This is a genomic window from Pannonibacter sp. SL95, from assembly GCF_026672425.1.
In the GTDB taxonomy this organism is placed as follows: Bacteria; Pseudomonadota; Alphaproteobacteria; order Rhizobiales; family Stappiaceae; genus Pannonibacter.
This window is the reverse complement of sequence record NZ_JAPPRC010000003.1, coordinates 1,336,062-1,360,622: the sequence shown is the minus strand read 5'-3', so window position 1 is coordinate 1,360,622 and position 24,561 is coordinate 1,336,062. Positions and strand designations below refer to the sequence as shown.

Sequence of the window (24,561 nt, the reverse complement as noted above, 5' to 3'; positions counted from 1 at the left end):
CTACTCGGCGGCGAAGAGGTTCCGCGTCATCGCAAGACCGGCGCCGCATGGCTCCTCGTTGTCGCGCGCGGGCCCGCCATTGTTCTCGCCCGGGCGAACCGAGACGAAATCGAACAGCGACCGGTCAAGCAGATGCGACGGCCGGGTGTGGGCCAGCGCCCGCGCCATGACGCCGAGACGGCCCGGAGACGCACGTTCCCAGTCCATCAGCATGCGCTTGACCTCTTCGCGCTGCAGACCATCCTGCGAGCCGCAGAGATTGCAGGGAATGATCGGAAACTGCATGCCGGCGGCGTATTTCGCCACATCGCTTTCCGCGCAATAGGCGAGCGGCCGCAGCACCAGGATGTCGCCCTCGTCATTGACCAGCTTCGGCGGCATCGACGCCAGGCGCCCGCCGTGGAACAGGTTCATGAAGAAGGTCTCGAGGATGTCCTCACGGTGGTGCCCGAGCACGATCGCCTCGCAGCACTGCTCCCGCGCAATGCGATAGAGAATGCCGCGGCGCAGGCGTGAGCACAGCGAGCAATAGGTCTTGTGCGCCGGGATCTTCGACGTGACGATCGAATAGGTGTCCTCACGCACGATGATGTTCTCGATGCCGTTCTTCTCGAAGAAGGCCGGCAGGATCTCGGGCGGGAACCCGGGCTGAGCCTGATCGAGATTGCAGGCCAGCAGATCCACCGGCAGCAGGCCGCGCCACTTCAGATCCATGAGCACGGCCAGCAGCGTGTAGCTGTCCTTGCCACCAGACAGGCAGACAAGCCACTTGGGACGCTTCTGATGCGCATCCGGCGCCACCATGCCGTAGTCGTCGATCGCCTGCCGCACCTCGCGCAGCAGCCGCTTGCGCAGCTTCTTGAACTCCACCGTCGAAGGCGCCGCGCGCAGCATGGCCGGGCAATCAGCGTCCATGCCCTCGTCGGCGTCCGGCATCTGGCTTTCCGTTGCAGTGGTCATCTGGGATCCTGATCCTCAAGCAGGCGCGCCTCGCGCAGCGTCCGCGTTTCTGGTGCTATGCCGTCCTGCCCCGGCTTTGTAAAGGGCATGGCCGGGCGGACAGCGCCGAAAAAGAAACGGCCGCCCGGGTGGGCGGCCAGTTGAGAGGAGTCTTGGGAGACAGGAGACTTGGAAAGAGCTTACTGATACTTCGCGACGATCGCGGCCTGGGTGCCATCATCAATCATCGACTTCAGGGCACCGCGCATCTTGTCGAGCGTACCGGCGTCCGTGCTCAGGTTGCAGGCCATAGACAGGGTCGTCTCGTTCAGCACGAACGCTTCCTCGACTGCAGCCCCCGATTTCTTCAGGCTGTCGAAATAGGAGCCCGACACCGTGACCAGATCGACGCGGCCAGCGTCGAGTTTCTTCAGGGTCGTTTCGAGGTTATTCGCAGGATCGATGGTCGGGAAGCCGGCCGACTTGAGCAGATCCTCCAGTATAGTCCTTGGCCTGCGTCCCGATGCGATAGCCCTTGGCCTCCTCGACGGACTTCGGCGCAATGGCCGAGCCGGCCTTCCGGATCAGCAGCGTGCGATCAACGAACAGAGGCTCGACCCAGGCAAAGCGCTTGTCGCGCTCCGTGCTGTGCGATGCGGTGAAGACGCAGGTATTGGCATCCTTTTCGGCAAGTCCGATGGCACGCGACCACTGCATCATCTCCGCCTTGTAAGGAACGTCGGCACGCTTCATGAGTTCAAAGACCTGATCCGCACCGATACCGGTAATTTTGTCACCGGTCATGAAGTTGTACGGCTTGTAATCTTCTGTCGTCAGCGTGATTTCGGCGGAGTTTGCTGCGCCGATGAAGCACATGAGCGCGACTGCGGAGAGGATAAGTTTCTTCATTCACATGTTCCCCTGGGCACGAGGCGAAAGTTGCCTTCGTTTTTCATAAAATGACCCTGCGGCAGATTTATTACTTAGCCCTTACCCCGTTTCGGGAGAGCTGGCCGTTTCAAGGAGAAAATGCGCGATACGTTAGGTTTGAGGTCACTTCCGTGCGGCATGGTAAGAACAAGTTTTAACGGGAGCGAGCAATTCGACATGACCTATTGTCTGGGCATTCTCCTTGAGCGCGGCCTGCTGCTGGCATCGGATTCCCGGACCAATGCCGGCGTCGACCAGATCGCGACCGTGTCCAAGCTGTCGGTCTTTGCAACGCCGGGCGAACGGCTCATGACCATCCTGTCGGCGGGCAACCTTGCAACGACCCAGGCCGTGATCTCGGCACTTCGGCAAGCCTATGGAACGGGCGAGACACACCGGGACATCGCCACATCAACGTCGTTGTTCGACGCGGCACAGAAGATTGGCGATTGCCTGCGCGACGTGCTGGCGCGCGAGGCAAGCTTCGTTCACCCCTATGGCGATCCGTCGGCCTCGTTCCTTCTGGGCGGGCAGATCCTTGGCGAGGAACGACGCCTGTTCCAGATCTATTCCGCCGGCAACTTCATGGAAGCATCTGAGCGCACGCCGTTCCTGCAGATCGGCGAGACGAAATATGGCAAGCCGATCCTCGACCGTCTGCTGCGGTTTGACACCAGCCTTGAGGAAGCAGCCAAGCTGACGCTGCTGTCCTTCGACGCCACCATGCGCTCGAACCTCTCGGTCGGCGCACCGATCGACCTGCTGCTCTATGAAAATGGCTCGCTGGAGGCCCGGCGGATGCGCTCCTTCGATGAAGGAGATCCTTATCTTGCCGGCCTGCGGCAGGGATACGCCGCCGGCCTGACAACGCTGGTCGAAGCCCTGCCCCTCCCCGACATGTGACCCCAAAACAAAAAGGCCGCCCGATGGGCGGCCTTTCCATAAGTCTGAAGACCAGACCGATCAGCGCGAATAGAATTCGACGATCAGGTTCGGTTCCATCTGGACCGGGTACGGCACTTCGTTGAAGGCCGGGACGCGGTTCAGCTTGACGGTCATCTTGCCGTGGTCGACTTCCAGGTACTCCGGAACGTCGCGCTCGGACGACTGGGTCGCCTCGATGACCAGGGCCATCTGCTTGGAGCGGTCGCGGACCTCGATGAGGTCGCCCGGACGGCAACGGTAGCTGCCGATGGTGACGCGCTTGCCATTGACCTTGACGTGGCCATGGTTGACGAACTGACGGGCTGCGAAGACGGTCGGGACGAGCTTGGCGCGGTAGACGATCGCGTCGAGACGGCGCTCCAGCAGACCGATCAGGTTCTCGGAGCTGTCACCCTTCATGCGCGACGCTTCGACGTAGGTCTTGTGGAACTGCTTCTCGGAGATGTTGCCGTAGTAGCCCTTGAGCTTCTGCTTGGCGCGCAGCTGCACGCCGAAGTCGGACATCTTGCCCTTGCGGCGCTGGCCGTGCTGGCCCGGGCCGTATTCACGCTTGTTGACCGGGCTCTTCGGGCGACCCCAGATGTTTTCGCCCATGCGGCGGTCAATCTTGTACTTAACGCTGTGGCGCTTCGACATCGCTGTTTCCTTTGTCGTTTGGCTCGTTTTTTAAGGAAACGCGCCCTCCTTTATCGGATCCGCCTCGACATTTGCCAAAGCGATCTGATCGACAGGGGTCCAGCTGAACTGCGCCGGCTGGAAAATCCCCACGGGTGCGTAGACCGACAGGGCAAGCCCCGTACGGATCGCGGGTCAATAGACGAGACGACCGGGATTGTCAAACGCGCGGACATGGTCTCCGCACGAAAAAAGCCGGAAATCCGGCCATTTCCTAAACCAGAGGCGACAGACCAAAGCCCTGGACCAGGCGCTGGGTGGCAAAATCCGGCGCATCAGAGGTGAACACGACACGGTCCGGACGGGAATCGGCCTTGAGCCGGTCCAGCGCAGGCACCAGCCGACGCGCCTGCCGGGCGATTGCCTCGGCCGGGTCAAGCCAGTCGACCGGCCAAGGCGCAAGGCGGCGGAACACATTCACCAGGAACGGATAATGCGTGCAGGCCAGAACGACGATGTCGGTGCGTGCGCCCTCCCGCTCCTGGAAGCAACCGAAAATCTCGGCCCGGACATCGTCGTCCGACAGCGTCTCGCCGCGAATGTAAGCCTCCGCCATGCTGGCAAGCTTCGGCGAGCCGACGAGCTGCACATGGCATTGGCTGGCGAAAGACTGGATAAGGTCCCGGGTATAGGCCCGCTTGACCGTGCCAGGCGTTGCCAGCACGGAGATAAGGCCAGAGCGGGTGCGTTCCGCCGCCGGCTTGATCGCCGGCACCGTGCCGACAAAGACCGTGCCGGGAAAGGCGGCTCGCAGATCGGCACCTGCCAGCGTGAAGGCGGTGTTGCAGGCCACCACGGCCACTTCCGGATCGAACCGGTGCAGGAGGTCCTTGAACAGCGACAGTAGCCGCGCCTTCAGCGCCTCTTCCTCCCAGCCGCCATAAGGAAAGCCGGCATCATCGGCGACATAGACAAAGCTGCGCTCCGGCATGAGCACGCGCGCCTCGCGCAGGACCGTCAACCCGCCGATACCGGAATCGAACAGGAGGACGGGCCGGCTCATTGGTCTGGTGTCTCCGTCTGTGGCTCGGTTGCGGCAGCGTCCTGATCCTTGCGCGGCCGCGTCGGGCGCCCCTCCAGCGCGGCGATGATGCCGCGCAGGGTCTTCACTTCCTGATCGGTCAGCTCGGCCTTCTGGAAGATGTTGCGGATGTTGCGCACGATATGCGGCCGCCGTTCCACCGGACGGAAGAAGGTCACCCGGTCGAGGGCCCCCTCCAGATGCTCGAAGAAACGAAGCAGGTCGTCCTTCTGCACCGGCGGATTGGCTTCTGTGTCGAGCACGAAAGGCAGCGCGCCGTTGGTTGCCGTCTTGCGCCACTCATAGGCGCAGACCAGAACCGCCTGGGCGATGTTGAGCGAAGCAAAATTCGGATCGACCGGCAAGGTGACAATGGCGTCAGCCAGCGCGACTTCCTCATTGTTGAGGCCCCAGCGCTCGCGCCCGAAGATATAGCCGGTGGCAAGCCCCTGCGCGCCAAGGCCGGTAACCTTGGCGGCTGCCTCATCCGGCCCCTGCACGGGCTTGGCGACCTCGCGTGAGCGCGCCGTCGTGGCATAGACGAAGGTTAGGTCGGCGATGGCCGCCTCGAGACTGTCAAAGACCTGGACCTTGTCGATCACATGGTCGGCGCGCGAGGCCGCAGCCCGGGCCTTCTCGCTCGGCCAGCCATCGCGCGGATTGACGATGCGCAGATCGGTCAGGCCGAAATTGGCCATGGCGCGGGCGGCGGTGCCGATGTTCTCGCCCAGCTGCGGTTCGCACAGGATCACTGCCGGCGGACGGACGTCGACGGTCAGGGCTTCATCGCGGATGTTTGCGTTTCGTGTCATGATAGCCGGGATTTACCGGATGTTTGCGGCAAACTCCAGACCTACAGTCAACCGCATACCCGTCACGCTGAAGCCTGTTTCCAGACGCAGAGACAAAGGAAATCGTCATTTTTCACGAGGCTGTAACGCCTGACATTTCATCATCTGGCTGACGAGTCGCGCAAGGCGCGCGGCGCGGCAGACGTGAAACACGGAGCAAGATCCATGAGCCATGACCAAGACCTCGAATCCATCGCGGCCCGCGTGCGGGAAAACTGGGGCTGGTTTGTTGCCCTCGGGGTCATCCTTGTGCTGGGCGGGCTCGTGATCATCGCCGCACCGCTGGCCGCGTCGATCGCCGTGACGCTTTTCATTGCAGCCGTGCTGGTCATCGGTGGGGCGATCCAGATCTATCAGTCGTTCAAGGTTCAGGGCTGGGCCGGCTTCCTCTGGTCGCTGATCACCGGCGCCATCGCACTGGCCGGTGGCATCATCATCTATACCAACCCGCTCGCCGGAACGCTGGCCCTCACGCTGGTTGTCGCCGCCGTCTTTGTGGCGCAGGGTATTTCGCAGATCGTCTTTGCCCTCCGCCTGCGGCCCCATACCGGCTGGGTCTGGGTGCTGATCGCCGGTCTCGTCTCGCTCGCCGCAGGTGGCATGATCTGGGCGGAACTGCCCGCGTCGGCGGACTGGGCCCTCGGCCTGATGGCCGGCATCTCCATCCTGTTCAACGGCTGGAGCTATATCGCCATCGGCCTCGCCGCCCGCGCGACCGCCGAATAATCCTTGCATGTTGGCCGGCGGCAGACGTCGCCGGCCTTCGCGATCCTGACGCATTTGCGAAACGCGACCCGGCTTGCGGTTTGGGCTGCGGCTTTCGGTTGATTGCCTTTTCCCCCCTGTTTGCTAGAACACCCTGCAAATTGTTGCGGCTGCGCCTTCGCAAATATTGCGCACAACTGTATACGAGTTCTCGATTGAGAATCCGGGCCGTGCGCCCGCACCACCGACGTTCCGTCCTCATGTTCCAGGAAGCAAACGACATGGCCGACATCATTTACACCAAGGTCGACGAAGCCCCTGAACTGGCCAGCGCCTCGCTGCTGCCGATCATCAAGGCCTTCGCCAAGCCGGCCGGCATCACCATCGGCACCAAGGACATTTCGCTGGCCGGCCGCATCCTGGCCAACCTGCCCCAGTACCTGACCGACGCGCAGAAGCAGCCGGATGACCTGGCCGAACTCGGCCGCCTGGTGATCGAGCCGGATGCGAACGTCATCAAGCTGCCGAACATCTCCGCCTCGCAGCCGCAGCTGAACGCCGCGATCAAGGAACTGCAGGCCCAGGGCTATGCCATTCCCTCCTACCCGGACGCACCGGCCACGGACGAGGAAAAGGCCGTCAAGGCGATCTATGACGCCATCAAGGGCTCGGCCGTGAACCCAGTGCTGCGCGAAGGCAACTCCGACCGCCGCGCACCCAAGGCCGTGAAGGAATTCGCCAAGAAGAACCCGCATTCGATGGGCGCCTGGGCGCCGACCTCCAAGACCCATGTCGCCACCATGGGCAAGAACGACTTCGCCGCCAACGAGAAGTCGGTCACCATCGCGGCCAGCTCCGCCGGCACCGCGAGGATCGAGCACGTGGCCAACGACGGCACCGTCACCGTTCTGAAGAACAACCTGAAGCTTGACGCCGGTGATGTGCTCGACGGCACGTTCCTGAGCGCCAAGGCGCTGGATGCCTTCCTCGCCGCCGAGATCGCCGACGCCAAGGCGCAGGGCATCCTGTTCTCCGTCCACCTCAAGGCGACGATGATGAAGGTCTCTGACCCGATCATCTTTGGCCAGGTGGTCAAGGCCTTCCTCAAGGACTTCTTCGCCAAGCACGGCGCAGCGCTCGCAGCTGCCGGCGTCAATCCGGATCTCGGCCTTGGCGATCTGGAAGCCAAGATGGCCGCCCTGCCGAATGCTGCCGAGCTGCAGGCCGATCTGAAGGCCGCGCTCGACGCCGGCCCGGCGCTCTACATGGTAAACTCGGACAAGGGCATCACCAACCTGCATGTCTCGTCCGACGTCATCATCGATGCCTCCATGCCGGCCCTCATCCGCGCCGGTGGCAAGGGCTGGGGCCCGGACGGCAAGGAGCACGACACCAAGTGCGTGATCCCGGACAGCTCCTATGCCGGCGTCTATGACGCGGTCATCGAGTTCTGCAAGAAGAACGGCGCGCTTGATCCCTCCAAGATGGGCACCGTGCCGAACGTCGGCCTGATGGCGCAGAAGGCCGAGGAATACGGCTCGCATCCGCAGACCTTCAAGGCCGCCAGCGACGGCACCATCCGCATCGTCGACGCTGCCGGCACCACACTGATTGCGCATGAGGTCGAGGCCGGCGACATCTGGCGCGCCTGCCTCACCAAGGATGCCCCGATCCGCGACTGGGTGAAGCTCGGCGTCAGCCGCGCCCGCCTCTCCGGCATGCCGGGCGTGTTCTGGCTGGACAAGGCCCGTGCCCATGATGCGGAGCTGATCAAGAAGGTGGAGGCCTACCTGCCGGAGCACGACACTTCCGGTCTGGACCTCCAGATCATGTCGCCGAGCGAGGCTGCCCGCTATTCGACGGAGCGGATCGCCAAGGGTCTCGACACCATTTCCATCACCGGCAACGTGCTGCGCGACTACCTGACGGACCTCTATCCGATCCTGGAAGTTGGCACCTCGGCCAAGATGCTCTCCATCGTTCCTTTGATGAACGGCGGCGGCCTGTTCGAGACCGGTGCCGGCGGCTCTGCGCCCAAGCATGTGCAGCAGCTGATGGAAGAGAACTACCTGCGCTGGGATTCGCTCGGCGAGTTCTGCGCCCTCGGCGCCTCGCTGGAGCATCTGGCCAACGTCAAGTCCAACGCCAAGGCCCAGGTTCTGGCCGACACGCTGGACGGGGCCATCGAGAAGCTGCTCGACAACGACAAGTCGCCGCAGCGCAAGGTCGGCCAGCTCGACAACCGCGGCAGCCACTTCTACATCGCCCTCTACTGGGCGCAGAACCTTGCCGCACAGGACAAGGACGCCGAGCTGAAGACGCACTTCGCCCCGATCGCCAAGGCCCTGACCGAGAACGAGGCCAAGATCGTCGCCGAACTGAATGCCGTCCAGGGCCAGCCCGTCGATCTCGGCGGCTACTACCACGCCCCGGCCGACAAGGTCACCGCTGCCCTGCGCCCGAGCGCCACGCTGAACGCCATCATCGGCTGAGGCAGGTCCTCGGAGGTTTGAACGGAAAAGGGCGGCTCAACGGGCCGCCCTTTTTGCTGATGACGAACCCTCTTTAGTCATCCCGGACGCAGCGAAGCGGAGATCCGGGACCGGAGAGCCAAGGTCTCTCTGGTGTTCACTGACCGAAACATTGACGCCTCGACTCTCCGGTCCCGGCTCGGCGCTCCGCTTGGCCGGGATGACTTCGGTAAGGTCGAGGTTTGTCATCAACCTCGAGGGCGGTCCCACGGGCCGCCTTTTTTGTTTGGCACGCTCGCTGCGGCACTGAATGTGCTCGGCGGTCGACCAGGCCCCCTCTCCCCCCTTGAGGGGGAGATGTCTGCGTCAGCAGACAGAGGGGGGTGGCTGCGCCTCCGCGCAGGACCAACGCCGGCAGCGACGACAGTCCGATACCCCCCTCTGCCCCCTCCGGGCGCATCTCCCCCTCAAGGGCGGAGAGGACGCATGCGGCAAGGCCTCGACGCGTCGTCATGTGTTCTGCGACAACAATCGCAAGACAGCGGGCGGCCCTCGTTGAACACCGCCTCTCCCTCTCCGCGCTGTCCCGGCCTTGAGCCGGGACCTGTGATGGGCCGTGCATGATCACCATGGACATGTCCGTCTTGCGGGCAACCACCCAAAAGCCTCACCCCGCAGGCAATCTCAACCGCACATATGCGTTCCCCGGGACCTCGACGCGCTCCACCTCGGAGCAGCCCATGCGGGCGTAGAAGGCGAGCGCTTCGGCGTTGCCAGGAGCGCATTTGAGGTGAACCGGCGGATGCAGGCGGGAGATGGCAAGGCGCAGCAAGGCCTCGCCCACGCCCTGGCGGCGGTAGCGCCCGTCGACCAGCAAGAAATGGACGAAAGGCTCCTCAAGCCAGAGCGAGACAAATCCGGCAAGGCCCCGGTCACCGGGAATCACGAAGATCTCTTCGCCCATGGTTTGCCGGGCGAACTCCTCGTCGGGTGGAAGCGGCGTACCCGAAAAGGCCTCTGGCCAGGTCTCGCGCCAGATGCGCAGGCATTCGCCCTGATCGGCCGGCTCGGCTGGCCTCAGCCGTTGAAGACAAGCGCGGGGCGCCTGCGCAGGCATCGCCACATCTGCGCCACTGTCCAGTTCAACACCCAAGCCTGCCACCTGAAACTGCATCCGCGTCGCCGCGCGCAGTGTCGCAGGTCCACAAGTGCCGTCAACCAGCTTGCCCGCAAGGCGTGACTTCACCCCGCACCCAGTCCAGATAGTCCCCACTGCCCCGAACCACCTCGAAGGCGTAGATCGCCGGCAGGTCATAGGAATGGTGCTGTTGGATCAGCGTCTCCAGCGCCGGATAGGCCTCAGCCGTCGTCTTCATCGTCAGGCGGAACTCACGCCCCTCCTGCACGTCGCCCTGCCAGACATAGATACTGGCGATCTCGTCAATGTGGACGCAGGCTGCAAGCCGCGCCTCGACACACGCCCGGGCAATTTTTTGCGCTTCTTCACGACTTTCGGTCGTTGTGCAGACGGCAAGCGTCATGTTTCTGCCCTACCCTTCTCTGTGAGCTGAACTTCCGGCAAAATCCTGATGCGAGGCAGCACTTGCCTGAACGGGAACAAAATCGTATACAGCCGCACACAATCCTTCATCCCTAAACGAGGTCTCCCCCATGGCAAAGATCAAGGTAGCGAACCCCGTCGTCGATATCGACGGCGACGAGATGACCCGCATCATCTGGCAGTTCATCAAGGACAAGCTGATCTTTCCCTATCTGGACCTGACCCTCGACTATTACGACCTGTCGATCCAGAAGCGCGACGAGACGGAAGACCAGATCACCATCGACGCGGCCAATGCGATCAAGAAGCACGGCGTCGGCGTCAAATGCGCGACCATCACCCCCGATGAGGCGCGCGTGACCGAGTTTGGCCTGAAGAAGATGTGGAAGAGCCCGAACGGCACCATCCGTAACATCCTCGGCGGCGTGATCTTCCGCGAGCCGATCATCATGAGCAACGTGCCCCGTCTGGTGCCGGGCTGGACCCAGCCGATCATCGTCGGCCGCCACGCCTTCGGTGACCAGTACCGCGCCACCGACTTCAAGTTCCCGGGCAAGGGCAAGCTGACCATCAAGTTCGTCGGCGACGATGGCACCGTGATCGAGCATGACGTCTATGACGCGCCGTCCGCCGGCGTCGCCATGGCGATGTACAACCTCGACGACTCGATCATCGACTTCGCCCGCGCCTCGTTCAACTACGCCCTGCAGCGCGGCGTGCCCTGCTACCTGTCGACCAAGAACACGATCCTCAAGGCCTATGACGGCCGCTTCAAGGACCTGTTCCAGGAAGTCTTCGACCGGGAATTCAAGGCCGCCTACGAGGCCAAGAAGATCTGGTACGAACACCGCCTGATCGACGACATGGTTGCCTCGGCGCTGAAGTGGTCGGGCGGCTATGTCTGGGCCTGCAAGAACTATGACGGCGACGTGCAGTCGGACATCGTCGCCCAGGGCTTCGGCTCGCTCGGCCTCATGACCTCGGTGCTGATGACGCCGGACGGCCAGACCGTTGAGGCGGAAGCTGCCCATGGCACCGTTACCCGCCACTACCGCCAGCACCAGCGCGGCGAGCAGACCTCGACCAACCCGATCGCGTCGATCTTCGCCTGGACCCGCGGCCTTGCCCATCGCGCCAAGCTGGACAGCAACGATGCGCTCCTGAACTTCGCCCTGACGCTGGAAAAGGTCTGCATCGACACGGTCGAATCCGGCTTCATGACCAAGGATCTCGCCCTGCTGGTTGGCCCGGATCAGGGCTGGATGACCACCACCGGCTTCCTCGACAAGATCGACGAGAACCTGAAGAAGGCGATGGGCGCCTGAGGGCATCCTTTCCACCAATGACACACCTCAAGGCGCGGCCCCCAAGCCGCGCCTTTTGCTTGAACGCTGCTCTCGCTCCGTCATGCCGGACAAGGTGAGCGAACGCGAACCGCAGATCCGGGGCTTCGCTGACGCTCAACTGGGCCGGGATGACGTGGGCTCTGCTAAGGCACTTCCGCGAACATCCCTCCCCTTGAGGGCCTGTCTTGCATCCCCCACCAACTCCACCCCGTATGTTTCGCGCCCTGCCGCCGCGCCGACATTCCGAAACAGGGACACACCGGCTATCGTCACGGCCAGTGTCTCAGCCTGATTCGAGGATGGCCATGTTCCGGAAGACCAGCCTGATTGCCGCAGCAAGCCTTGCGCTGACCCTTGCCTTCGCAGAGCCGTCTCTTGCCGCAGGCGCCTATGAGCCCCCGCGTGGCAGCGCCGAGCGGGCCGCGATCAACGATGCCGTCCGGCCGATGATGGAAGCCCGGCTCGGCGCGCCGGTCGAATTCGTCGTGGAACGGATGCAGGTGGCCAATGGCTGGGCCTTTGTCATCCTGCTGCCGCAGCGTCCGGGCGGCAAGGCGATTGACCTCAGCCAGACGATGCTGGCGGACCTCGCCGAGATCAGCGGCGACGCCAGTCTCTATGCCCTGCTGCGCGAAGCGAATGGCCGCTGGAACATCATCGACTTCGCCATCGGCCCGACCGATGCCTTCTGGTACGGCCAGCCACTCTACGAACAGCTGCCCGCCGGCCTGGTGCCGCAGTAAGCGGGCACACCTGTCAGTTTTCGGGACTGGCCGGCACCTCAAGCGCTTCGGCTTGGATCAGCTCTTCCTCGGCAATGTCGCCGACATTCTGCCGCCCCCTTGCCTCGCGGATCTCCGCCTCATGAAGGATCCGCCGGGCGATCTGCGGGTTGCGGTCCATGAGGTGTTGCAGAGCGCCCGCGTCCAGCACCAGCAGCTGCGTCCGGGTGATCGCCTTCACGTTCGCCCCGCGCCGGCGTTGCCGCAGCAGCGCCAGTTCACCAAAGAAAGCGCCTTCGCCAAGACGAACCGTCTCATCCGGCAATTCGACTTCCACTTCCCCGGACGCGACAAAATACATGCAGCGCGCATCGTCGCCGCGCTCGGCAATGGTGTCGCCCGCCTTCACGACATGTGACCGCAACAGCTTGGTCACTTCCGCCACTTCCGTCGCTTTCAGATCCTCGAACAGCGGTACCCGGGACACCATCGACCAGGTCACCACGAAGTCGCGGCTGTGCACCTCCTGGGCAAAAGCGGAGGCAATGATCCCGACCGGCAAGGCCAGCAGCGCATAGCCGGTCAGCATCACCAGTCCGGCAATGATCTTGCCCAGCGTCGTGACCGGGACCACGTCACCATAGCCGGTTGTCGTCGCGGTTGTGACCGCCCACCAGGCCGCCAGCGGAACGCTGCCAAACACGTCCGGCTGCGCCTGATGCTCGACAAGGTACATCAGCGTCGAGGCAACCAGAATGACGCCGCAGACAATGAACATGCTGGCAGCAAGCGCCTGCCGCTCCTGCACGACTGCCGACGTCAGCGAACGCAAGGCCGGCGAATAACGGACCAACTTGAGAAAGCGCAGCAGCCGGAACACGGTCAGCACAGGCAGGGAGGACACAGGCAGGACCAGAACGAGCACGAGCGGCAGCACGGCCAGCAGGTCAATGATCGCCATCGGCTGCAGAGCATAATGAAGCCGAGCCCGGAAGGCACCATATCGCCTGAGCGGTGGATGCAGGTCCGCGACATACAGGCGGCACAGATACTCCAGCAGAAACACAAGCCCGAAGCCAAGCTGCAGGTCAGCCAGAAGTCGCCCCCAATCAGGGAGAACGTCGGGTACGGTTTGCAAGATCGAAATGACCACCGTCACAAGTACTAACGCGATCAGCAGCCGATCAAGCAGGCGCGACGCATGGTCGTTGCCCCGGCTGTCCTCAAGCAGGCGGTACAGGCGATTCTTCAGTGGTGTCATGAAGTTGCTCCGGGTCTTGCGGAGTTTATACGCATTTGTACCAGAGCCTGCAAATCTCGCATACACCATCAAGACACGAAGGCAGCAACTAAAAATATTCGCAAATACTCTGATAAATTGCAGATACGGGCACCTCTCACCCATAAGCTTTCCAAATTAACACATCGTTGAATATTGAATGAGAGGCTTTTGTACCAAGATAGGCGGGTGATTATTTGGCTTCCTCTATGGCATCTTACATGGTCAAATCCAACCTTGAGGAAACTTACAGAGCCATGGACATGCTCCCGCATGGCGTCTGGGTGATCGATCGTGCCGGTTGCTACATCTACCAGAACCGCATGGATCGGGATTCCTTCGGCGATCTTTGCGGCAAAGTGCCCGAAGAAACCTGGTTGCCGCCAGATCAGGCCTCGGACTGGGCTGCCGCGCATCAGCGGGCGCTGAAGGGCGAGGTCGTGCGCTATACGCGCAAGGTCACGACCCGGCGCGGCCACAGTTATTTCGACACGACCATCGTGCCGGTGCATGACGGCGTCACCATCGTTGCCGCCATGGGCATGGCCGTCAACAACGACCCCTGGATCGCTGCGCAGCGAGAGGCCGAGGAGGCCCGGGCGCTGCTGGATGACGTGGTCGAGACCATTCCGGACGCCATCGCCGCCTATGATCGCGACGACCGCCTGATCCTGTTCAATGCCGCCTATCGCAAGCTCTATGAGCTATCTGCGCCTTCCATCCGGGTCGGCGCGCGGTTCGAGGACATTTTGCGCTACGGGCTTGCGGCCGGTCAGTATGTCGATGCCGGGACCGCAAGCGAACAGCACGAGGCCTGGCTCGGCACGCGTCTTGCTGCCCATATGGACCCTGCCCCGCGTGCGTTGCTGCAGCAATTGCCCAACGGACGCTGGCTGCATGTGCGCGAACGCCGGTCGGCTTCCGGCAACATCGTCGGCGTGCGAACAGATGTTTCCGCGTTGAAGGAAGCCGAGGCGGTCATCCGTCACACCGCCGAGACCGACGCGCTGACTGATCTCGCCAACCGTGCTGTCATGCTGGAAGCGCTGAATGCCGTCCTGAAAGGCCAGCGCAAGGAGGATCAGTCCGGCGCACTGTTCATGCTGGACGTTGACCACTTCAAGGCCATCAACGACACGCTCGGCCACGCCGCCGGTGACCAGGTGCTGCGAACCATGGCGGACCGGCTCAAGCGGTCCCTGCGCTCGGAAGACACGATCGCCCGGCTCGGCGGCGATGAATTTGCCGTCCTAGCAACGGGTTTCAGTCAGGAGGACGCTTGCGAAGTCGTCGCCCGCAATCTGCACCGCGCCCTGTCCGAGGAGATCAACATTCAGGGCCGCCTGCTGCGCCCCAGCGTTTCCATCGGCGTCGCACTGTTCCCCCGCGACGGGCTGACCGCAGACGAGCTGTTCAAGAACGCGGATACCGCCCTCTACCGCACCAAGGAAAACGGGCGCAACGGCTGGACGCTGTTCAACCACGAGCTTGGCGAGCGCCTGCGCCGGCGCAGCCAGCTGCGCGATGATCTGGCGCAGGCCATGATGGTCGACGACATCCGTGCGGCCCTGCAACCTGTCGTCAGCGTCGCCACAGGTGAACATGTGGGGTTTGAATCGCTCGCCCGCTGGACTCGCAACGGCGAACCTGTCCCGCCAATGGAGTTCATCGCGGTTGCCGAGGACGCCGGCATGGGCCTGGCGCTTGGGCAGAACATCCTGAATCGCACCTGTCGGAAGCTCGCAGCCCTGATCGCCGAAGGGCTGGAACCGGGCTTTGCCGCCATCAACCTTGGCACCACCCAGCTGAAGTCACCCGGCTTTGCCGATACGCTGATGGCCTGCGTCCAGCGTCACGGGTTGGATCCGGCGCATATCGAGCTGGAGATCACCGAGAACATCCTGCTCGACCGCTCCATCGAGCAGATCAACCAGGCGCTTTGCCGCCTGCGCGAGATGGGCTTCCGGCTGATCCTGGACGACTTCGGCACCGGCTATGCGTCACTCACGCATCTGAAGCAGTTTCCCGTCTCCGGCATCAAGATCGACCGCTCGTTCATCATGAATGTCGAGACCAGCCCGCAGGACGCTGTCATCGTCCGGGCAATGGTCGAGCTCGCCCATGGCCTCGGCATGACGGTCGTAGCCGAAGGCGTCGAAACACAAGGCCAGATGAACTTCCTCGCCTCGATCGGCTGCGACATGGCGCAGGGCTATTTCTTGTGCCGTCCGACGACGGACAAGGCAGCCATTCGCAGCTGGCTGATGCAAAACCGCAAATCCTGAATGCAAAAGGCCGCCGGGCGAACCGGCGGCCTCTCGATAAAGCTGCATGGAACCGGCTGTCAGAGCGCGGCCAGATGTGCCTCGACCGCAGCAACGGCAGCCTCAGCCTGCGACGCATCGGGTCCGCCGGCCTGGGCCATGTCCGGACGGCCGCCGCCGCCCTTGCCACCCATGGCTTCCGCACCGATGCGAACCAGATCCACGGCGCTGACAGACGCCGTCAGATCCTTGGCAACCGCCGTCACGATGGCGGCCTTGCCATCTTCCGAACGGCTGATCAGCACGACGACGCCGGAGCCGACCTGAGCCATGGACTCATCCGCCAGACCCTTCAGGTCCTTCGGATTGATGCCATCGACGATCCGTGCCAGCAGCGCGAACCGGCCGGCCTGGCGGACAGCTGCTGCCGAGCCTTCACCGCCAGCACCACCCATGGCCAGACGCTTCTTGGCTTCGGCCAGTTCCTTTTCCATGCGGCGGCGGTCTTCCACCAGCTGCGCCACGCGCGCGGTGATTTCGCCGGCACCAACCTTCAGGAGGCCGGCGATGTCGCGCACGCGCTGGTCCTGCTCGTCGAGATAGGCCCGAGCGGCTTCGCCGGTAAGCGCCTCGATGCGGCGCACACCTGCGGCGACCGCGCCTTCAGCCACCAGCCGGACGAGGCCGATGTCACCAGTGCGCTTCACATGCGTGCCGCCGCAAAGCTCGACGGAATAGGACTTGCCCGCCTTGGCCCCATGCAGCGCGGTGCCCATGGTGACGACGCGCACTTCATCGCCGTACTTCTCGCCGAACAGCGCCATGGCACCGCTCTCGATCGCATCGTCGACGGCCATCAGGCGCGTGTCGACGGGCGCGTTCTGCAGCACGATCTGGTTGGCATAGGTCTCGACGACCTTCAGTTCCTCATCCGACATCGGCTTGGGATGGGAGAAATCGAACCGCAGGCGGTCAGACGTCACCATCGATCCCTTCTGGGCCACATGCGTGCCAAGCACCTCGCGCAGCGCCTCGTGGATGAGGTGCGTGGCGGAGTGGTTGGCGCGGATCTGGCCGCGGCGGCCGTGATCAACGACGAGATCAACTGCAAGACCGGCCGTCAGGCTGCCTTCCTCGACGGTGACCGCATGGATGAACAGGCCATCGGCTTTCTTCATCGTGTCCGTGACCCGAGCAAGAATGCCGGTGGCCTTCAGCAGACCGGTGTCGCCGACCTGACCACCCGATTCGCCATAGAATGGCGTCTGGTTGACGATGACAAAGCCGCTCTGGCCAGCGCCTAGCTCAGACACTTCCTTGCCTTCGTTGACCAGTGCGAGGATCGCGCCTTCGGCCTGTTCGGTCTCGTAGCCGAGGAACTCGGTCGCTCCGCATTTTTCCTTCAGCGCAAACCAGACGGTGTCCGTTGCCGCTTCGCCCGAGCCCGACCAGGCGGCCCGCGCCTCGGCCTTCTGCCGTTCCATGGCCGTGGCAAAGCCGGAGGTGTCGACGCCGATGCCACGGGCGCGCAGGGCGTCCTGGGTCAGGTCGAGCGGGAAGCCGTAGGTGTCATAGAGCTTGAATGCGGTCTCGCCATCCAGCTCGCCGCCTTCGGTCAGCGACGCGGTGGCGCTGTCCAGGAGGCCAAGGCCGCGCTCCAGCGTCTTGCGGAAGCGGGTTTCTTCAAGCCGCAGTGTCTCGGTGATCAGCGCCTCGGCGCGCACCAGTTCCGGATAGGCACGGCCCATCTCGCGGATGAGAGCCGGCACCAGCTTCCACAACAGCGGCTCGCGCGCGCCCAGCAGATGGGCGTGACGCATGCCGCGGCGCATGATGCGGCGCAGCACATAGCCGCGCCCCTCGTTGGACGGCAGCACGCCATCGGCGATCAGGAAGCAGGAGGAACGCAGGTGGTCGGCAATGACGCGGTGGCTCGACCGTGCCGCGCCGTCTGCCTCGACGCCGGTTGCGTTGACCGAGGCGGAGATCAGGGCGCGGAACAGGTCGATGTCGTAGTTGTCGTGCACGCCCTGCAGCACGGCGGCAATGCGCTCGAGGCCCATGCCGGTGTCGATGGACGGGCGCGGCAGCGGCAGACGGCCTTCATGGGTCTGCTCATACTGCATGAACACGAGGTTCCAGATCTCGATGAAACGATCCCCGTCCTGCTCGGCCGATCCCGGAGGGCCGCCCCAGATGTGGTCGCCATGGTCGTAGAAGATTTCCGAGCACGGGCCGCAGGGGCCGGTGTCGCCCATGGTCCAGAAATTGTCCGAGGTCGGGATGCGGATAATCTTGTCGTCGGTCAGGCCGGCGATCTTCTTCCACAGGCCGTGCGCCTCGTCGTCTTCGGAGAACACCGTAACCGTAAGGCGTTCCTTCGGCAGTCCGTATTCCTTGGTGATCAGGTTCCACGCCAGTTCGATGGCGCGTTCCTTGAAATAGTCACCGAAGGAGAAGTTGCCGAGCATCTCGAAGAAAGTGTGATGACGCGCGGTGTAGCCGACATTGTCGAGGTCATTGTGCTTGCCGCCGGCGCGAACCACCTTCTGCGAGGTTGCGGCGCGGGCATAGTCGCGCTTCTCGAGCCCGGTGAAGACGTTCTTGAACTGCACCATGCCGGCGTTGGTGAACATCAGCGTCGGATCGTTGCGCGGCACCAGCGGGCTGGAGTCCACCACCTGGTGATCGTTCTTGGCAAAGTAGTCCAGAAACGCTGATCTGATCTCGTTTACGCCGCTCATCTGGGTCTCGCTCTCGGGCTTCTCGGGCTTGGGTCAAAACTTAAGGCCCTGCGCCACAGCGGACGCAGCACCGGTTTTCACCGTGCAAGCAGTTCAATGCCTTTTATCTTTCACCCCATTGTGTGTCCAGCGGCGCGGGCCTTGCCGCTGTCCGCCAAACAAAATCCCCGGAGCGTGGCCCCGGGGAGTGAAAGGTCAGAATTGACGCTCAGCTGCGCGTGCGATCACTCGTCGGCGCTGTCGCCGTCACCATCGCTGTCGCCGACCGTGATCGCATCGGCCAGAAGGCCGGCATTCTGGCGGATTGCCAGTTCGATCTCGTCGGCGATGGCCGGGTTGTCGCGCAGGAACTGCTTGGCGTTCTCGCGGCCCTGGCCAAGGCGCTGGCTGTTGTAGGAGAACCAGGCACCGGACTTCTCGACGATGCCTGCCTTGACGCCGAGATCGACCAGCTCGCCCGACTTCGACACGCCTTCGCCGTAGATGATGTCGAATTCGACCTGACGGAACGGAGGCGCGAGCTTGTTCTTCACGACCTTGACGCGGGTCTGGTTGCCGACAACTTCCTCGCGGTCCTTGATCGACCCAATGCGGCGGATGTCGAGACGGACAGAGGCATAGAACTTCAGCGCGTTACCGCCGGTGGTGGTCTCGGGCGAGCCGAACATCACGCCGATCTTCATGCGGATCTGGTTGATGAAGATCACCATGCAGTTCGACTTGGAGATCGAGGCCGTCAGCTTGCGCAGCGCCTGGCTCATCAGGCGCGCCTGCATGCCGGGAAGGCTGTCGCCCATCTCGCCTTCAAGTTCCGCCTTCGGCGTCAGGGCCGCCACAGAGTCGATGACCAGAACTTCGATGGCACCAGAGCGGACCAGCGTGTCGGCGATTTCCAGCGCCTGCTCGCCGGCATCCGGCTGCGAGATCAGCAGGTCGTCGAGATTGACGCCAAGCTTGCGGGCATAGATCGGATCCAGCGCGTGCTCGGCATCGACGAAGGCGCAGATGCCGCCGGACTTCTGCGCCTCGGCAATGGTATGGAGGGCGAGCGTCGTCTTGCCGGAGGATTCCGGGCCGTAGATCTCGACGATACGGCCCTTCGGCAGGCCGCCGATGCCGAGCGCGATATCAAGCCCGAGCGAGCCGGTCGAGATTGTCTGCACCTCGACCACCTGGCCGGCACCCATCCGCATGATGGATCCCTTGCCGAAGGCCCGTTCAATCTGCGACAGCGCGGCGTCGAGCGCTTTGGTCTTGTCCATCTGGCTGCTCTCTACAAGGCGAAGTGAACTTTGGGACATATGCGAGGCTCCTTATTCCACGATGGACTCGCCGTTTCAAACTGAGCTTTTGTACCTTTTTTGTTCTCACTTGCCAAGCGAGATTATACCGCTGTTTTTTCTCCTTAAATTTCAAATCGTTCTTTGTATGTTCGCACCACGCGCTCGCAAAACTTACGCAGCGTAATTTCACAGGTTGCAAATGCAATTTCGCAAGCTTGCGGGAATCAGTTGCCTTGTCCGGATCGCCGCGCCCTGCTACCTCGGCAAGTCCGCACCTGTCCGGGTGCCCGGCCTCAGGTTGCCCATTCAGGTTGCCCATGAAGACCCCAAGTGCCATTGCCTGCATCGGCGCCGTCCACGCTGACCTCATCGCCCACGCCGCACATGAGGTCCGGCGCGAGACTTCGACTCCTGGAACCATCACCCTGTCGCCCGGCGGCGTGGGCACCAATGTCGCCCGCGCCCTCGCCCGCCTTGGCGTGCCCGTGCATCTGGCTGGAGCCGTCGGGACCGATGCCGACGGCGCAACGCTGTGCCGGATTCTCGCCGAGGACGGGCTTGAGCTGTCCGCGCTGGCCCGGGCCGACCTCCCGACCGGGCGCTATGTCGCCCTTCATGATCCGGACGGCAGTCTCGCCGCCGCTGTCTGTGACACGTCGATCACCGACAGCCTCGACGCAGACTTCATCGCCGATGCCGCAACGCGCCTTGCTGACTGCCCGATCTGGTTTGCCGAGGCGAACCTGCCAGAAGACGCGCTCAGCGAACTGACAGAGCGCGTTGGCGAACGGTTCCTCGCCGCCGATGCAGTCTCCAGCGCCAAGGCACCAAAGCTTGCAGCTCTCGCCGGGCGGTTGGATCTGGTGTTTCTCAACCGGGCAGAAGCTGCCGCCTGGACGGGCTTTGCCGAAGGCACGCCCGCCATTCCGCTCGCCCTCGCCGTCTCGGCCCTGGGGCCCCGGCAAGTGGTGCTGAGCGACGGGGCCGGCCCCTTGACCCTCGTCGAGGATGGCACCCCGTGGCAGATCGAGCCGCAGCCCGTTGCGGTCACGGATGTCACGGGCGCGGGCGACGCGCTGATTGCCGGCACCCTGGCGGGTCTGGCGCGCGGCCTGACGCTGGACGAGGCCGCCCAGGCCGGGATCGCTGCCGCAAGACTAACCCTCGCGGCAACCGGTGCGGTCGCCCCCGATCTTGACTGGGACAGGATCTGCCCGGTCCTGGCCAGCTGACTACGCCAAGAAATCAATCGCACACGCCCCCTGACCACGCCCCTGAAAAGGAAAGCACCATGTCCAACACCCCGCTCGCCCCCGCCCTGCCTGGCTCCGTCACTGAACTGCTGCAGTTCTCGCAGGAGGTTGCCGCCGCGCGTGCCGGCGGACGGCCGATTGTCGCCCTGGAATCGACCATCATCACCCACGGCATGCCGTTCCCGCAGAACGTGGAAACCGCGCGCCAGGTGGAAGCCGACATCCGCGCTGCCGGCGCGGTGCCAGCGACAATTGCCGTTCTGGATGGCCGCATTCGCATCGGCCTCGACGACGCCGATCTCGACCGCCTGGGTCAGGCGACGGGCGTGATGAAATGCTCGCGCGCGGATCTTGCCTTTGCTGTCGCCACCGGCCGTCCGGGTTCGACCACGGTTGCCGCCACGATGATGGCCGCCCATGCGGCCGGTATCGCGGTCTTTGCCACCGGTGGGATCGGCGGCGTGCACAAGGGCGCCGAGACCAGCTTCGACATTTCCGCAGATCTCGATGAGCTCTCCCGCACGCCGGTCTGCGTCGTCTGCGCCGGCGCAAAGGCGCTGCTCGACATCCCCAAGACGCTGGAGGTGCTGGAGACGCGCGGCGTTCCGGTGGTCTCCTATGGTGTCGACGAGGTGCCCGCGTTCTGGTCACGCACCAGCGGCCTCAAGTCGCCCTACCGGCTCGACACCGCAGCCGATTTTGCCCGTCTGATCCGGGCGCGTCAGCTGTTCGGCGATCACGGCGGCGTTCTGGTCGCCAATCCGGTTCCGGTCGAGGCAGAAATCCCGCAGGCCGAAATGGCCGGCTACATTGATGCGGCGATTGCCGAGGCCGCCCGCCGCGACATTCGCGGCAAGGACGTGACGCCCTTCGTGCTGGCGCTGATCTTCGAACTGACCAAGGGCCGCAGCCTTGTCACCAACATCGCGCTGGTGCGCAACAATGCAAGGCTGGCGGCAGGCATCGCCGTCGCCCTTTCGGCGGGCTGAAACGCGGCCTGAAGATTGCCGCCAGAGGTCGCCAAAGCGGGCTGGTGGCAATCTTCCGCAGTGTCACGTTCCGGTTACAGGGCGCACGGATATCATTGACCTGACCTGCCAAGGCGTTGACTTCATCTCGATGCACTGACCTATTTGGTGCACTGCGCAAGGAACGCGAGGCTCGGGGGCGGTTTCCGCCCCTGGAAGCCCGGACGAACAGTGTGCAGATACAAGGGGCAATACCGGATGCGGCACCCGCCGGGCAGAACGGGTGGCACCGCTCCGGACGAGACGGCCGCAAGGCCGGGAAACAAGGCCTGAATGGCCGGCGGATGCCACGACAGGGCACCAAGTCCCTGCGTGAACAAGGAGCGGCAAATGACCGAGACGACTGCGCTTTCTCCCCTTCAGTATCTGGACAAGGCCGTTGGCGCCTTGCGTGACATGGGCCTGATGCCCGAGACCCAGGCCGACGCCCCGATCAACGCGCTGCTGGAGCAGATTTCCGACCTGTCGCCGGACAAGATCGCCGTGATCACGCGCACCCTGGGTCAGGCTTCCACCTTCAACGAAGTGGTGCGCACCCAGATCCAGGCCATGTCCATCGGCGAGCGCTATGAAGCGATCACCGAGGCCTTCAACTCGATCCGCGACGATGCCAAGTCGCTCGTTGACCAGCTTGCCGACGGTAAGATCTCCTTCATGGAGAACCTCTCCAACCGCTGGCGCGACATGCGCCGCGGCACGATCTCCGACCGCTTCGACGACATTCGCAAGACCTACATCGATGTCGCCAAGGCCACCAAGGACCAGATCGAGCGCGAACAGGTCATCCTCAACGCCTACCGCGACTATCGCGGCGCGCTGAAGCAGGCCGAAGTCCTGGCGCTGGAAGTGCTGAACACGGCGACGGCCCGTCTGAACGATGCCAAGACCGCGCTGGAGGCAGCCTCTGCCGAAGTCAGCGCCTACACGGGCACCGATGCGGCCGCCAAGGCCCGTCTGGAACTGGCGCGCGATGAAAAGATGCGCCTGATGCAGGACGAGGAGAAGCGGTACCAGGTGTCGAAGGATCTCGCCGACAACCTGACCATTGGCTACAACACCTCCGAAGTCATCATGGCGCGCCTGCTGCAGACGACCAATGCCAAGGAACGGGTCTACGCGCAGTCGGTGAGCTTCTTCTCCACCAACGAGTCCGTGCTCACCGCCCTCAACGCCTCCTTCACGGGGCTGCAGGGCCTGCATGAATCGACCGAAACGCTCAACGCGATGAAGGACGGGGTCAACAAGAGCCTCGAGACCCTCGCCGAGATCGGCGGCGCGGTGCAGGAAGCAGCGATCAAGGCCGGTTATGGCCCGACCGTTCAGGCCGCCTCGGTCAAGAAGCTTGTCGACAGCGTCATCTCCTTCCAGGAGAATTCCCGCTCGATCATCAACGAGATGCGCGAGATGTCGACGAAGAACTCCGAGGAGATCCGCGTCGCGGTCGAGGACGGCAAGCGCCGTCTGGCCAAGCTCGCCGCAGAAGGCAACGCCCTGCGCTGATCCAGGTCCGGGGCAGCGCCGGAGCGGATCCGGCGCTGCCCCGCCCCCTCTGTTCACGCGCCTTCCACGGGCCCATATGTGGGCCGGAGGATCTCGATGGCCGATACGGCAAATGCAGGGCAACCGCCCCTTGATGACCTGATGATGGCGATGGATGTGGTCGACACGCTGCGCCATGACGATGCACTGGTTCAAAGGGAGCTTGGCAAGGACACCAGCGATGCGGCGTTGATCGCACGCCTGCGCGAGATCTATGCCTCCCAGGGAATATCGGTCCCCGATCACATTCTCGAGCAGGGCGTCAGCGGCCTGAAGCAGGACCGTTTCGTCTATGCTCCGCCTGCCGCCGGCTTCTCCCGCACGCTGGCGCTGGCCTATATCCGCCGCGGCGTGATCGCAAAATTCACCGGCATCGCGCTGGCCTTGATCATTGCCGCCGTTGTCGGCTGGCAGACCCTTGTGGTTGCCCCGCGCGAGCGCGCCGCCGCTGCGCTGACGCAGGAACTGACAAGCGGTATCCCGGCCGATGTCGCGCGGCTGGTGGCGGCCATCAACAAGGTGGCAACCGACCCCGCCGCAAAGACACAGGCTGCAACCCTTGCCGCAGACGCAGACCGCGCCCTCGCCGCCAAGGACGTGACCGCCGCCCGCAAGGCCGTCGCCGATCTGGCCGCACTCGAGACCGAGCTGAATGCGCGCTACGAAGTCCGGATCGTGTCGCGTCCCGGCACGCCGACTGGCGTCACCCGCATTCCCGATGTCAACCAGGGCACCCGCAACTACTACCTCGTTGTCGAGGCCATCGGCCCGGACGGCAAGGCGCTGGAGCGGACGATTGTCTCGGAGGAAGACCGCAAGCCCAAGGCCGTGACGATCTGGGCCCAGCGCGTGCCGCAGTCCGTCTTCAATCGCATTCGCGACGACAAGGCGCAGGACGGGATCGTCCAGGACGCGGTCCTGGGCACCAAGGTGCGCGGCAAGCTTGGCATTGACTGGACCATGAAGGTCGAGAACGGGGCGATCACATCATGGTAACGGCGACAG

21 protein-coding genes are annotated in these 24,561 nt (G+C 63.6%); 10 read left to right on the top strand and 11 right to left on the bottom strand.

Annotated elements, in window-relative coordinates; translation table 11 throughout:
* The 3 genes from ttcA to OVA12_RS06930 form a co-directional block, all read right to left on the bottom strand.
* Positions 1-960, bottom strand: a complete 960-nt coding sequence (gene ttcA, locus OVA12_RS06940; protein ID WP_442793820.1) for a tRNA 2-thiocytidine(32) synthetase TtcA — start codon at positions 958-960, stop codon at positions 1-3.
* Positions 961-1,139: 179 nt separating this feature from the next.
* Complete coding sequence (locus OVA12_RS23975; RefSeq protein ID WP_268135716.1) at positions 1,140-1,334, bottom strand: hypothetical protein; 195 nt, start codon at positions 1,332-1,334, stop codon at positions 1,140-1,142.
* A gap of 52 nt (positions 1,335-1,386) precedes the next feature.
* Positions 1,387-1,848: a substrate-binding periplasmic protein gene (locus OVA12_RS06930; protein ID WP_268135715.1), complete on the bottom strand. Its 462-nt coding sequence runs from the start codon at positions 1,846-1,848 to the stop codon at positions 1,387-1,389.
* A 198-nt stretch (positions 1,849-2,046) separates the two neighbouring features.
* On the opposite strand from OVA12_RS06930, the gene OVA12_RS06925 reads away from it, so the two are divergent.
* Complete coding sequence (locus OVA12_RS06925) at positions 2,047-2,772, top strand: peptidase (protein WP_268135714.1); 726 nt, start codon at positions 2,047-2,049, stop codon at positions 2,770-2,772.
* Positions 2,773-2,832: 60 nt separating this feature from the next.
* On the opposite strand, the gene rpsD is transcribed toward OVA12_RS06925, so the two are convergent.
* From rpsD to OVA12_RS06910, 3 genes are all read right to left on the bottom strand, one after another.
* Positions 2,833-3,450 carry a 30S ribosomal protein S4 gene (rpsD, locus tag OVA12_RS06920; protein WP_106752919.1) on the bottom strand — a complete coding sequence of 206 codons (618 nt, stop codon included), beginning with the start codon at positions 3,448-3,450 and terminating at the stop codon, positions 2,833-2,835.
* A 253-nt stretch (positions 3,451-3,703) separates the two neighbouring features.
* Positions 3,704-4,492, bottom strand: a complete 789-nt coding sequence (gene murI, locus OVA12_RS06915; RefSeq protein ID WP_268135712.1) for a glutamate racemase — start codon at positions 4,490-4,492, stop codon at positions 3,704-3,706.
* Entirely contained in the window at positions 4,489-5,322 is an 834-nt protein-coding gene (locus tag OVA12_RS06910) for an RNA methyltransferase (protein ID WP_106752921.1), read from the bottom strand. Before OVA12_RS06910 ends, murI begins: the two co-directional genes overlap by 4 nt.
* Positions 5,323-5,526: 204 nt before the next feature.
* Between OVA12_RS06910 and OVA12_RS06905 the strand changes: the two genes are divergently transcribed.
* Positions 5,527-6,087, top strand: a complete 561-nt coding sequence (locus tag OVA12_RS06905) for an HdeD family acid-resistance protein (RefSeq protein ID WP_268135711.1) — start codon at positions 5,527-5,529, stop codon at positions 6,085-6,087.
* A gap of 260 nt (positions 6,088-6,347) precedes the next feature.
* Entirely contained in the window at positions 6,348-8,558 is a 2,211-nt protein-coding gene (locus OVA12_RS06900) for an NADP-dependent isocitrate dehydrogenase (protein ID WP_268135710.1), read from the top strand.
* Positions 8,559-9,204: 646 nt separating this feature from the next.
* Here OVA12_RS06900 and OVA12_RS06895 read toward each other — a convergent pair.
* Positions 9,205-9,690, bottom strand: a complete 486-nt coding sequence (locus tag OVA12_RS06895; protein WP_268135709.1) for a GNAT family N-acetyltransferase — start codon at positions 9,688-9,690, stop codon at positions 9,205-9,207.
* 61 nt (positions 9,691-9,751) lie between these two features.
* Entirely contained in the window at positions 9,752-10,078 is a 327-nt protein-coding gene (gene cutA, locus OVA12_RS06890) for a divalent-cation tolerance protein CutA (RefSeq protein WP_268135708.1), read from the bottom strand.
* 130 nt (positions 10,079-10,208) lie between these two features.
* Between cutA and OVA12_RS06885 the strand changes: the two genes are divergently transcribed.
* Both OVA12_RS06885 and OVA12_RS06880 read left to right on the top strand, forming a co-directional pair.
* Positions 10,209-11,423 (top strand): NADP-dependent isocitrate dehydrogenase, encoded by a 1,215-nt coding sequence (locus tag OVA12_RS06885; RefSeq protein WP_268135707.1) that lies wholly within the window; start codon positions 10,209-10,211, stop codon positions 11,421-11,423.
* Positions 11,424-11,749: 326 nt separating this feature from the next.
* Positions 11,750-12,187: a hypothetical protein gene (locus OVA12_RS06880; RefSeq protein WP_268135706.1), complete on the top strand. Its 438-nt coding sequence runs from the start codon at positions 11,750-11,752 to the stop codon at positions 12,185-12,187.
* 13 nt (positions 12,188-12,200) lie between these two features.
* On the opposite strand, the gene OVA12_RS06875 is transcribed toward OVA12_RS06880, so the two are convergent.
* Entirely contained in the window at positions 12,201-13,427 is a 1,227-nt protein-coding gene (locus OVA12_RS06875; protein ID WP_268135705.1) for a cyclic nucleotide-gated ion channel, read from the bottom strand.
* A 275-nt stretch (positions 13,428-13,702) separates the two neighbouring features.
* On the opposite strand from OVA12_RS06875, the gene OVA12_RS06870 reads away from it, so the two are divergent.
* Positions 13,703-15,730 carry a putative bifunctional diguanylate cyclase/phosphodiesterase gene (locus OVA12_RS06870; protein ID WP_268135704.1) on the top strand — a complete coding sequence of 676 codons (2,028 nt, stop codon included), beginning with the start codon at positions 13,703-13,705 and terminating at the stop codon, positions 15,728-15,730.
* A gap of 59 nt (positions 15,731-15,789) precedes the next feature.
* On the opposite strand, the gene alaS is transcribed toward OVA12_RS06870, so the two are convergent.
* Positions 15,790-18,453, bottom strand: coding sequence for an alanine--tRNA ligase (gene alaS, locus OVA12_RS06865; protein WP_268135703.1), 2,664 nt, complete (start codon positions 18,451-18,453; stop codon positions 15,790-15,792).
* 224 nt (positions 18,454-18,677) lie between these two features.
* Positions 18,678-19,754, bottom strand: a complete 1,077-nt coding sequence (recA, locus tag OVA12_RS06860; protein ID WP_268135702.1) for a recombinase RecA — start codon at positions 19,752-19,754, stop codon at positions 18,678-18,680.
* Between the two features lie 299 nt (positions 19,755-20,053).
* Between recA and OVA12_RS06855 the strand changes: the two genes are divergently transcribed.
* The 4 genes from OVA12_RS06855 (at position 20,054) to OVA12_RS06840 (ending at position 24,552) form a co-directional block, all read left to right on the top strand.
* On the top strand, positions 20,054-20,968 hold the full coding sequence (locus OVA12_RS06855) for a PfkB family carbohydrate kinase (protein WP_268135701.1): 915 nt from the start codon (positions 20,054-20,056) through the stop codon (positions 20,966-20,968).
* A gap of 59 nt (positions 20,969-21,027) precedes the next feature.
* A complete protein-coding gene (locus OVA12_RS06850) occupies positions 21,028-21,978 on the top strand; it encodes a pseudouridine-5'-phosphate glycosidase (protein ID WP_268135700.1) in 951 nt (316 codons plus the stop codon).
* Between the two features lie 369 nt (positions 21,979-22,347).
* A complete protein-coding gene (locus OVA12_RS06845) occupies positions 22,348-23,517 on the top strand; it encodes a cell surface protein (protein WP_268135699.1) in 1,170 nt (389 codons plus the stop codon).
* Between the two features lie 96 nt (positions 23,518-23,613).
* Positions 23,614-24,552, top strand: coding sequence for a DUF6384 family protein (locus OVA12_RS06840; protein WP_268135698.1), 939 nt, complete (start codon positions 23,614-23,616; stop codon positions 24,550-24,552).
* Positions 24,553-24,561: the final 9 nt, after the last annotated feature.

Excerpts from the sequence above, each read along its gene's own strand:
- ttcA (WP_442793820.1), bottom strand. The coding sequence starts at position 960 with ATGACCACTGCAACGGAAAGCCAGATGCCGGACGCCGACGAGGGCATG.
- cutA (WP_268135708.1), bottom strand. The coding sequence starts at position 10,078 with ATGACGCTTGCCGTCTGCACAACGACCGAAAGTCGTGAAGAAGCGCAA.
- OVA12_RS06850 (WP_268135700.1), top strand. The coding sequence starts at position 21,028 with ATGTCCAACACCCCGCTCGCCCCCGCCCTGCCTGGCTCCGTCACTGAA.
- OVA12_RS06880 (WP_268135706.1), top strand. The coding sequence starts at position 11,750 with ATGTTCCGGAAGACCAGCCTGATTGCCGCAGCAAGCCTTGCGCTGACC.
- murI (WP_268135712.1), bottom strand. The coding sequence starts at position 4,492 with ATGAGCCGGCCCGTCCTCCTGTTCGATTCCGGTATCGGCGGGTTGACG.
- OVA12_RS06875 (WP_268135705.1), bottom strand. The coding sequence starts at position 13,427 with ATGACACCACTGAAGAATCGCCTGTACCGCCTGCTTGAGGACAGCCGG.
- OVA12_RS06910 (WP_106752921.1), bottom strand. The coding sequence starts at position 5,322 with ATGACACGAAACGCAAACATCCGCGATGAAGCCCTGACCGTCGACGTC.
- OVA12_RS06900 (WP_268135710.1), top strand. The coding sequence starts at position 6,348 with ATGGCCGACATCATTTACACCAAGGTCGACGAAGCCCCTGAACTGGCC.
- recA (WP_268135702.1), bottom strand. The coding sequence starts at position 19,754 with ATGTCCCAAAGTTCACTTCGCCTTGTAGAGAGCAGCCAGATGGACAAG.
- OVA12_RS06925 (WP_268135714.1), top strand. The coding sequence starts at position 2,047 with ATGACCTATTGTCTGGGCATTCTCCTTGAGCGCGGCCTGCTGCTGGCA.
- OVA12_RS06855 (WP_268135701.1), top strand. The coding sequence starts at position 20,054 with ATGAAGACCCCAAGTGCCATTGCCTGCATCGGCGCCGTCCACGCTGAC.
- OVA12_RS06840 (WP_268135698.1), top strand. The coding sequence starts at position 23,614 with ATGGCCGATACGGCAAATGCAGGGCAACCGCCCCTTGATGACCTGATG.
- alaS (WP_268135703.1), bottom strand. The coding sequence starts at position 18,453 with ATGAGCGGCGTAAACGAGATCAGATCAGCGTTTCTGGACTACTTTGCC.
- OVA12_RS06885 (WP_268135707.1), top strand. The coding sequence starts at position 10,209 with ATGGCAAAGATCAAGGTAGCGAACCCCGTCGTCGATATCGACGGCGAC.
- rpsD (WP_106752919.1), bottom strand. The coding sequence starts at position 3,450 with ATGTCGAAGCGCCACAGCGTTAAGTACAAGATTGACCGCCGCATGGGC.
- OVA12_RS06905 (WP_268135711.1), top strand. The coding sequence starts at position 5,527 with ATGAGCCATGACCAAGACCTCGAATCCATCGCGGCCCGCGTGCGGGAA.
- OVA12_RS06930 (WP_268135715.1), bottom strand. The coding sequence starts at position 1,848 with ATGAAGAAACTTATCCTCTCCGCAGTCGCGCTCATGTGCTTCATCGGC.
- OVA12_RS06845 (WP_268135699.1), top strand. The coding sequence starts at position 22,348 with ATGACCGAGACGACTGCGCTTTCTCCCCTTCAGTATCTGGACAAGGCC.
- OVA12_RS06870 (WP_268135704.1), top strand. The coding sequence starts at position 13,703 with ATGGACATGCTCCCGCATGGCGTCTGGGTGATCGATCGTGCCGGTTGC.